Source organism: Gluconobacter sp. (genome assembly GCF_047723935.1).
Lineage (GTDB): Bacteria > Pseudomonadota > Alphaproteobacteria > Acetobacterales > Acetobacteraceae > Gluconobacter.
Genome location: NZ_JBDOBO010000088.1, coordinates 1 through 8760 on the forward strand (window position 1 = coordinate 1; position 8760 = coordinate 8760).

Genomic DNA, 8760 nt, shown 5'->3' on the forward strand with positions numbered 1-8760 from the left:
CGGCGTACCCCAGCCGTAACCGAACCAGCCCGGGCCGCCCAAGCCATTCCATCCACCCCAACCGGCCGTTCCCCAACCGACGAAGCGCGGGCCACCCCATCCACCGCCCCAGCCACCATAGCCGGGACGGAAGCCCCAACCGGGGCCTCCACGATAGCCGTAACCACCGCCTGGGCCGCCACGGAAGCCACCTCCCGGGCCACCACCACGAAATCCGCCCATCCCGCCACCTCCGGGACCACCGCGGCCTCCACCTCCACCATGGAAGCCACCACCGCCGCCACCGCCCGGACCGCCGCCACGCTGCGCCATGGCCGAGAACGGTGCAGCACCAATCAATGCGGCCAGCACCAAGGCTCCAGCAGATTTTTTCGTGATGTTCATGGCTTGTCTCCTTGGAAATAGCCGCTTTTCAACTTTCCATATCGTCAGAACTCTGGTCCCTGAAAAGGGCTCTTTCAGGGCATGAAACAAGTCGTTTCACGTGAAACACTTCTGTCACCGACGCCTGCGGCCACCCCGCGCTCCGATATGGCCACCAAGGCGTTGCAGGGCATCCCGCAACTCGTCATCCTCAATCTCAGGAACATCAACCTGAACGGGCTTGGGCCTTGGCGGCTTGGGCCTCTCAAATGCTGTCATGTCCTGAACAATCTTCAACCGAAGAATGAGATGCTCGCCCCGCAGACCACAGGCTGTATTGATCCGTTCAATGATCTGAGGTGCGAGATGCTGCAGTTCCATAGCAATCGGCCCCGAGCACGCCAGCGTCAGAGACCCTGCCGAAAGCCGACGCGGCTCGGTCACACGAGACAGACGTGGACCGATAAAATCTTCCCAGTCCATGGAAAGCCGAACCAGAAGCGGAGACTTCTTCTTGAACGCCGGCTTGGTAATTCCCGGCACCAGAGCGCCGATCTGCCGCGCTCCTCCACGCTTGGGAATCCATGCGGGCTTTTGGTCCATTCCCGCTGCCCGACCACGAAGGTTCTTGTCCGGACCGTGATCCTTCGTCATATCCCTCTCCGTGACTCCTGATGCTTCCGACCTGCTCCGCTGGTACGACACTCACCGCCGCACCCTTCCCTGGCGCAGCCTCCCGGGGCAGCGGCCTAACCCCTATGCCGTCTGGCTGAGCGAAATCATGCTTCAGCAGACGACTGTAAAGGCTGTCATAGCCTATTACGAACGCTTTCTCACGCATTACCCGACCGTGCAGGATCTGGCCGCAGCCCCGCAGGAAGACGTTCTCTATCTTTGGGCCGGGCTCGGCTACTACGCCCGCGCTCGTAATCTCCACGCCTGCGCCAAACGCGTTGCAGAACTCGGGCAATTCCCGGACACAGTCGAAGGCCTCCTGAAGCTTCCAGGCATCGGGGCCTATACTGCACGCGCCATCGCCGCAATTGCCTTCGGCCGCCCCGTCGTACCGGTCGATGGAAATGTCGAGCGCGTGACATCACGCCTTTTTGCCATAGAAAACCCTCTCCCCGCCTCGCGCCCGCTTTTGGCCAAACAGGCAGCGCTCCTCAACCAGTCAGCAGAAGCACAGGATCGTCCATCAGACTTTGCCCAAGCCCTGTTCGATCTTGGGGCCACAATCTGCACACCCCGCAACCCATCTTGTCTGACATGCCCCTGGCGTCCATCCTGCCTTGGCCATGCCAAAGGAATAGCGTCCACACTTCCCCGCAAAGCGCCCAAACAGGCACGTCCGACGCGTTACGGCGTGCACTTTGTCCTTCTGGATACAAGTGGGCAGGTTTTGATGAGAACCCGGCCTGAAAAAGGTCTTCTCGGCGGCATGGACGAATTTCCGGGGACGGAGTGGCGCGATGTACCCTGGACTGAAGCAGATGCCATGAACCATGCTCCCTCTCTGGGACCCTGGTCTCAGAGAGGGGAAGTTACACATGTCTTTACCCACTTCACACTTCGGCTCATGGTTTACGTAAAGACCCTCCCTGCGGGACATAATGCAGGGATTGACCCATCCTTCGGTGCGTTTCGATCAACGACGCGTGCAGCATTGCCGGGCGTCATGAAGAAATGCCTCGCCCTCGCAGCCACTGATATGGAGAAAATATGAGCCAGACTCTTCCCAAAACCCGGCTGTGGTTCATGGACTGGCATGGCCGCGTTCTGGATCATGATCCCATCAGCGACTATTTTTCTCCTACGCCGTTCCAGCCTGGCGTCTATCCCGGCATATCCGCAAAGATTGCCCTTCCCCTAGATCTTCCTTGCGACATCACTTTTGAAAAGCGCGTTTCGATGCCGCGGCCGTTGCCCGTATTTGAAGCTCTGGACGCTGGAAACGGTCTGATTATTTTTCAGGAGAAAGAACTTAAAACTTTCCTGATAAGTGCCCCTGTTCCCGGCACAGGCAGAATTGGAACAGACTCTACGAACCCCGGGGAATGGGAACGTTTCCTGCCCATGACGGAAGACGCCATGCGTGGCCTGTCCACTCTCCTGGTTTCTCAAGCCGCAAGCCTGATCGACGTGGAAACAGGCAAGGTTCTTTCCGCCATCACGCCCGGCGAAGACTTCCTGTGGGTGCTGGGAGACACGTCTATTCCCCTCACAGCCAACATCCAGAACATTGAACAGATCGGGAGGCTGCCAGCACGGCATGAAGCCGAAATCTCGTTTATTCGAAACGATGATCAGCCTGCTCTCCGGGTTCACGTCAGACGACCTGGCTGACACATCAGGACACGGATTTCACGATTGTCGTGAGGTTCTAGGATTCTGCAGACCTTTCAGGGCTGAACCTGCGTTGCTTTTCCTGAACACCTTTCAGGGAAAGCAGCGACAATGCCTCAGACTCCGTCATCTGACCTCAAACATCTCCTCCCTTCCGAATTGGATACGGGAACAGTCGAAAAGGGCCAGATCACCTTCGGTAACTGGCGCGGAGACGCCGACGTCCCTGAAGCACAGCCCCCTCATGCGCTCCCCCCGTCCGAGCGGGTTGGGTTCGCCGTCATGGGACTGGGACGGCTGACTCTCGGAGAAATTCTTCCATCCTTCCTTCAGTGCCGCCTCGCCAAACCTGTAGCGCTTATTTCCGGTCGCAAGGAAAAGGCCAGATCCGCGGGACATGATTATGGCATCGGGGAAGAGTCACTTTTCACCTATGACGAAATCCACAAGCTGGCAGACAGGCCCGATATTCAGGCCGTTTATGTCGTCACCCCCAACGCACTCCACGCTGGTCAGGTCGAAGCCCTCGCAGCAGCAGGCAAACACGTCCTGTGCGAGAAGCCCATGGCCAACTCAAGCGAGGACGCCAGACGCATGACTGAAGCCTGCCATGCCGCAGGTGTGAAACTCATGATTGCCTATCGCTGCCATTATGAACCCTTCAACCAGCTTGTCAGAAAACTGGTTCAAAGCGGCGAGTTGGGCCGCCCCAAACTCGTCGAAGCCATCAACACACAGATGCAGGGAGACGCCGATCAGTGGCGCCTCAAACCTGAACTGGCTGGCGGAGGAGCCCTTCCGGATATCGGCCTCTATTGCCTCAACGGCACGCGCGCGGTGCTCGGAGAAGAACCTGAGAGTCTGTTCGCGCAAATGGTCAGCCCCCCCGATGATCCACGCTACAGAAACCTGGATGAAACATTCTCTTTCATGCTCCGCTTCCCGTCAGGCGTCATTGCCAACTGCGCGACCAGCTATGGCGCGCACGAAAGCAAAGACCTTCGTATCCAACTGGAGAAAGGGTGGATCACTCTGGAAAATGCCTTCGCCTATACAGGCCACCGCCTGCGGATCGGACGACGCCAGGGCGACCATAAAGCCGTCAGCGAATGGCATATCCCGGCCGGGAACCAGTTTGCTTTGGAAATCGACCATTTTGCCGAATGCATTCTCAAGAACCAGACACCCCGGACGCCCGGTGAAGAGGGCCTGCGGGACCAGAAACTGATGGAAGCGCTCTACCAGTCCGCCAGAACCGGTCAGATGATCCATCTGCCTAAAGATGCGTTGTAAACTCACTCCCAACCACGCTCACCCCTGGCATGAGATGGAACCCCTCGCCGCTCAGGCAGTTAGGATACCTGCTATGTTCAAACTTTCTTCTGCCCTTTCCGTCCCGACAGCCCTGTGCCTTGCAGCATTTGGCCTTGCTGGCTGTGTCTCTGAACCGATGAGTCCGCAGGAACAGCAACTCGCTTCTGCGGGGTTTGTTAGACACCCAGCCAATTCCCCATCACGCCGGGCCGAGCTTCAGCTCATGCCACAGCATGTCTTTTTGACCCGGACTATACCGGAAGGCCTGCGTTACATCTACGCAGACCGGGACATCTGTGACTGCGCTTATATCGGCACGCAGGAAGCCTTCGAGAAATATGCAGCCCAGCAGCCTCATGGCGTTCCCACACTCGGCAAAACTGCCCCAACGGCTGCAGAACAGACGCCCCTCAAGGCGGCCACTCACTGATCATGGCTCCTGAAGCGCGGAAGACATGATTTTCACCGTCGGACATTACCTTGCGGAACGTCTCACCCAGATTGGCCTGAAGCATCATTTCGCCGTAACGGGAGACTGCAATCTCGTCCTGCTCGATCAGCTTCTCACGCATGGTGGCATGAAGCAGATTTATAGCTGCAATGAGCTGACTTGCAGCCTTTCAGCGGAGGGCTATGCCCGCGTCAACGGTGCAGCGGCCGCAGTCATCACCTTTGGCGCTGACGCCATTTCTGCCCTGAATGGCATTCGCGAAGCCTATGCCGAAAATCTGCCGGTTATTCTGATTTCAGGAACACCCAACACGCGTGACCCGAGGTCGGATCTTGCCCCCCTCCGCCAGATCGGGATGGTCCGCCACATTACCGTAGCCGCAGAAATTATCACTTCGGCTGAAACAGCACCGGCACAGATCGATCACGTTATTCGAACGGCACTGCGTGAGAAAAAACCCGCATATCTGGAAATTGCCTGTCATATCGCAGACCAGCCGTGCGTAAGACCCAGTCCGGTTTCCTCACTCTGCTCCCATCCGACGTCAGATTTGGAAAGCCTGAATGCAGCTGTTGATGAAAGTCTCTGCTTCCTCGAAAAACGGAATAGAATCGTTATTCTTGTCGGCAGCAAGCTTCCGGCAGCTGAGGCACTTGAAAACACAACAGAACTCGCTGACGGCCTTGGGTGCAGCATTACGGTTGTGAGTGCTGCCAAAAGCCTCTTCCCCGAAGAGCATCCGGCTTTCCAGAGCATTTACTGGGACGAGGTCAGCAATCCGAGGACAGAAAAGATCATTCATGAGGCGGATGGAATCATCACGCTCGCCCCAGTCTGGAATGATTATTCCTCCGTAGGCTGGCAGAACCTTATTCACGGCGAGAACGTTCTGGAGATCAACCCAGATCGTGTCACGGTCAATAATCGCACTTTCAACGGCTTCTGCCTTAAGGACTTCGTAAGGGAAATTGCCCATCGCTCTCAGGGCAGGCCGGCCTCTTCAAAGGAGGACTATCAACCCTGGTTTTTTCCTTTAACGACCCCGATGACCAACGATGAAACAACACGTCAGAGCAACATACGTCGCAGATCTTTTCCAAGAGGAACGCAAGCCGAGGACGAAATGCCGTGGCAGCCCCAACGTCTAATGGCCACCACGTCCTCATAGTCGATCCGTACCGGAAGTCCTCTGGGTATAGCGCGCATCATTATTGCTCTCGCAACGCTCTACGTCATCAAAACCGAAATTCACGCGACGGCTTATATAACCAGAGCTACACGCGGACCCTGCCCAAACCTGCAGAAGCCATCAGAACCGTCCGGCCTACTCTGCATTGTTAATTAGCTGAGACAGGCGCGCTGCTTCCACACATTCACCCCATCACGGGAAAGCTGATCCGCCTTCCCATCCCGAAATCACCACCAACAGACCGCTACAGATTTAGTCCGAGGGTAGAATCTTTATATCTTCGACCCCGCCGATAAAAACCTGCGTCTGATAATAAATGCTACCAACGGTGCCATCTGCCTTGAGCCGTCCGACAGGGACTTTTTTGGCCAGACCTGAGGCCCGAACCCGACGGTGCATGAAATACTGCTCTGCCGTCTGGGACGTCCCCTGTAGCAAGTCGTTTGCCGTGCTTTCGTGAATGGCGATGATGAGCGTCGTTGGATCCCGATAATTATCGGCAGAATCTAGATAGACCATATTGTCTTGTCGGCCGACGCGCTGGACAGTCATCTCAAATGTGCCAACAACACCCGTCGGGTCTGCCGCTGCCGCCGCAATAGCCGTTTTGGGTGTGTACACATCCGGTGAACACGCAGCCAGACTGACACCCAAGACGCCAAGAGCAATGGTCTTTTGAAAACGCGCTATCACTGTCCAGTCCCCATCATCAAGCACAGCCAAAATAACTGTATCTTTTCGTAACAGATACACAGACTAACCGCTTAAGCGACAAGGCCAAGACCTTATCCCGCGAAATTTCCAAGAATTTTAACGCTGCGAAGCCTTCAGAGAAGACGTGCGAATTTCATGAACAAAAACGTCACACTCATAAAAACGAAGCAGACAAAACCGGCCTCAACAGTTCCCCACGCTCCCTGAGCCAGAAACATTCCCCCGGTATTCATTCCGAAAAAACCCGTCACGAACGTAGCGGGAAGCATCAATGTCGTTCCCACGGAAACGATATAGAGCCGTCGGTTGGTTTCTTCCGCCTGATTAGAGCCCAGTTCGTCCTGCAATGACCGGGCACGATCCTGAAGCGCGATAAGATCGTCCAGAGCAGCGTGAACCTGACGTTCCGCACGATCCCGCAGTTCATCTTCCGCCCAGTCTGGGAGATCCAGATCTTCGTCTTTCAAAACGCGATCAATTGGCGTCACAACACGGCGCAACTCCGTCGCCCGACGCCGCACCTTGCCAACAATACCGCCCAGATGACCGAGATCAGAACGATGCTCGATCAGTAGAAGAGCATCTTCCGCGCGATCCAGATCGTCATCAAGCTGGCCGAGCTGACGCCGCACCGTCCCTGTGAACTCCCGAAGGGCACGATCAATAATTCCTGCCGGCGTCGGCGGAATATGGTCGGCTTTCAAAGACCGGTAAGCCGCTCCAAGAACCGGGATCGGATTGCGCCGTGTCGTAATCAGAAGATCGGGTCGCATTGCAAAACGCCATGCACAAATTTCCCTGTCATCTTCCGACAAGGCATCGTCAAAAGCTGGCAGTGCGCCCCAGATCAGGTCATCCGCTGCTTCAAGCGCGATCCCGTATTCCGTTTCTGCCAGCATCCCGCACACGTCTTCAGGCAGATCTGGCAGATGTGCGACGAACGACCTCGCGGAGCTGTGGACCGTATCAAAGTGAAGCCAGAACCAGCCCTGAGACGTCAACTCATGGCCGGGCGTCAGAAGATCTTCAACCTCTTCCTGCCCCAGAGGTCGCAGGTCTTGTCCAGGCACAGCATGGACAGCCCATACCAGCCCATTCGCAAACGCAGGCTTCCCCGTCTCCTGATATGCAGGATCGATCACCGTGAAAGGAAAATTGTAGGTGGAGTTCTCTGACACGGCATCCTCCTGTTCTTCAGGGGGTATATTCTGGACCTTCGTCGGCACTGAGCAACACGACAGAGGTGATCTGCCGTTCTCTGACATGGCCGCACAGCAGACGCAATATGCTCTTTATGGCAACTGTTACGCCGGCCGGGAGTTAACAGATTATTCCTGGAAGAGCCAGCTCTTCAGCACCAAAGGAAATATCATCATGACTTTTCGCCTCAAAGCTTCCCTGCTTGCCACTGCTGTTCTGATGGCCGCGCCTGCCGTGTCCTCAACAGCATTCGCACAGGCCATCAGCAGCCCGAGTAACGACCAGACGCAAACGGCCAACACCGCAGCGCAGAAGGCCCAGAACTCTACCATCGATCAGCCGTCCAATCATCTGCCCACCAATCCCAACACGATTGAAGAGCAACCGGATCAGCCCGCGCCCAAGGCTCCTCATGCCATGTCGGACACCACCAAGCAGGGCAAGACAGAATATAAACACCATCTGAAGCGGACACATCAGCCGCACCTGACGGTAAAAACCAAGCCTGACACCACACAGCCGAACTGACACAGGTCAGGTGCGACGGAGCCACACTTTGCGTGGCTCCGCCAAATCTCTATACCTGCTGCCATCAAAGACGGGCAGTAAGGGCCAATCATGACCACGCAGGACTACAAGGTACACGACATCTCCCTGGCAGACTGGGGCCGTAAGGAAATTTCCATCGCTGAAGGCGAAATGCCCGGCCTGATGGCACTCCGCGAAGAGTACAAGGACTCCCAGCCTCTGAAGGGCGCCCGCATCGCTGGCTGCCTGCACATGACCATCCAGACCGCAGTTCTGATTGAGACGCTGACGGCCCTTGGTGCCACGGTCCGCTGGTCGTCCTGCAACATCCTCTCCACGCAGGATCACGCCGCAGCTGCCATCGCTGCCGCTGGCATTCCGGTTTTCGCCTGGAAGGGCCTGACGGAAGAAGAATTCAACTGGTGCATTGAGCAGACCATCACGGGTCCGGACGGCTGGACGCCGAACATGATCCTTGATGACGGCGGTGACCTCACGGTCATGATGCACGACAAGTTCCCGGAACTCCTGAAGGACGTTCGCGGTCTTTCTGAAGAAACGACGACGGGTGTGCATCGCCTCTGGCAGATGGCCAAGGCTGGCACGCTGAAGGTTCCGGCCATCAACGTGAACGACAGCGTCACGAAGTCCAAGT

Annotated in this window: 10 protein-coding genes and 1 pseudogene; 7 read left to right on the plus strand and 4 right to left on the minus strand. The window is 56.6% G+C overall.

Annotated elements, in window-relative coordinates; genetic code table 11:
• Together ABF979_RS15100 and ABF979_RS15105 are read right to left on the minus strand one after the other, a co-directional pair.
• A pseudogene (locus ABF979_RS15100) lies at nucleotides 1-384 on the minus strand (hypothetical protein); the annotation flags it as partial.
• A gap of 114 nt (nucleotides 385-498) precedes the next feature.
• On the minus strand, nucleotides 499-1017 hold the full coding sequence (locus tag ABF979_RS15105) for a DciA family protein (RefSeq protein ID WP_064275159.1): 519 nt from the start codon (nucleotides 1015-1017) through the stop codon (nucleotides 499-501).
• Between the two features lie 10 nt (nucleotides 1018-1027).
• Between ABF979_RS15105 and mutY the strand changes: the two genes are divergently transcribed.
• From mutY to ABF979_RS15130, 5 genes are all read left to right on the plus strand, one after another.
• The gene (gene mutY, locus ABF979_RS15110) at nucleotides 1028-2089 is read left to right on the plus strand and encodes an A/G-specific adenine glycosylase (protein ID WP_415560586.1); all 1062 of its coding nucleotides are present in this window, start codon (nucleotides 1028-1030) and stop codon (nucleotides 2087-2089) included.
• Nucleotides 2086-2709 (plus strand): hypothetical protein, encoded by a 624-nt coding sequence (locus ABF979_RS15115; protein WP_415560587.1) that lies wholly within the window; start codon nucleotides 2086-2088, stop codon nucleotides 2707-2709. The genes mutY and ABF979_RS15115 overlap by 4 nt, the downstream gene beginning before the upstream one ends.
• A gap of 111 nt (nucleotides 2710-2820) precedes the next feature.
• Entirely contained in the window at nucleotides 2821-4002 is a 1182-nt protein-coding gene (locus ABF979_RS15120) for a Gfo/Idh/MocA family oxidoreductase (RefSeq protein ID WP_415560588.1), read from the plus strand.
• Nucleotides 4003-4075: 73 nt separating this feature from the next.
• Nucleotides 4076-4453 (plus strand): hypothetical protein, encoded by a 378-nt coding sequence (locus ABF979_RS15125; protein WP_415560589.1) that lies wholly within the window; start codon nucleotides 4076-4078, stop codon nucleotides 4451-4453.
• A 25-nt stretch (nucleotides 4454-4478) separates the two neighbouring features.
• On the plus strand, nucleotides 4479-5642 hold the full coding sequence (locus tag ABF979_RS15130) for a thiamine pyrophosphate-binding protein (RefSeq protein WP_415560590.1): 1164 nt from the start codon (nucleotides 4479-4481) through the stop codon (nucleotides 5640-5642).
• A 273-nt stretch (nucleotides 5643-5915) separates the two neighbouring features.
• Here the strand turns inward: ABF979_RS15130 and ABF979_RS15135 are convergent, their stop codons facing one another.
• Both ABF979_RS15135 and ABF979_RS15140 read right to left on the minus strand, forming a co-directional pair.
• The gene (locus tag ABF979_RS15135) at nucleotides 5916-6386 is read right to left on the minus strand and encodes a hypothetical protein (RefSeq protein WP_202207286.1); all 471 of its coding nucleotides are present in this window, start codon (nucleotides 6384-6386) and stop codon (nucleotides 5916-5918) included.
• 104 nt (nucleotides 6387-6490) lie between these two features.
• Entirely contained in the window at nucleotides 6491-7555 is a 1065-nt protein-coding gene (locus ABF979_RS15140) for a transporter (protein WP_046900389.1), read from the minus strand.
• 196 nt (nucleotides 7556-7751) lie between these two features.
• On the opposite strand from ABF979_RS15140, the gene ABF979_RS15145 reads away from it, so the two are divergent.
• Together ABF979_RS15145 and ABF979_RS15150 are read left to right on the plus strand one after the other, a co-directional pair.
• Nucleotides 7752-8105, plus strand: coding sequence for a hypothetical protein (locus ABF979_RS15145; RefSeq protein ID WP_202206856.1), 354 nt, complete (start codon nucleotides 7752-7754; stop codon nucleotides 8103-8105).
• Nucleotides 8106-8195: 90 nt separating this feature from the next.
• Nucleotides 8196-8760: adenosylhomocysteinase (locus tag ABF979_RS15150; protein ID WP_415560591.1), on the plus strand; the 565-nt coding region annotated here is incomplete at its 3' end.

Excerpts from the sequence above, each read along its gene's own strand:
- ABF979_RS15145 (WP_202206856.1), top strand. The coding sequence starts at position 7,752 with ATGACTTTTCGCCTCAAAGCTTCCCTGCTTGCCACTGCTGTTCTGATG.
- ABF979_RS15125 (WP_415560589.1), top strand. The coding sequence starts at position 4,076 with ATGTTCAAACTTTCTTCTGCCCTTTCCGTCCCGACAGCCCTGTGCCTT.
- ABF979_RS15120 (WP_415560588.1), top strand. The coding sequence starts at position 2,821 with ATGCCTCAGACTCCGTCATCTGACCTCAAACATCTCCTCCCTTCCGAA.
- ABF979_RS15105 (WP_064275159.1), bottom strand. The coding sequence starts at position 1,017 with ATGACGAAGGATCACGGTCCGGACAAGAACCTTCGTGGTCGGGCAGCG.
- ABF979_RS15130 (WP_415560590.1), top strand. The coding sequence starts at position 4,479 with ATGATTTTCACCGTCGGACATTACCTTGCGGAACGTCTCACCCAGATT.
- ABF979_RS15115 (WP_415560587.1), top strand. The coding sequence starts at position 2,086 with ATGAGCCAGACTCTTCCCAAAACCCGGCTGTGGTTCATGGACTGGCAT.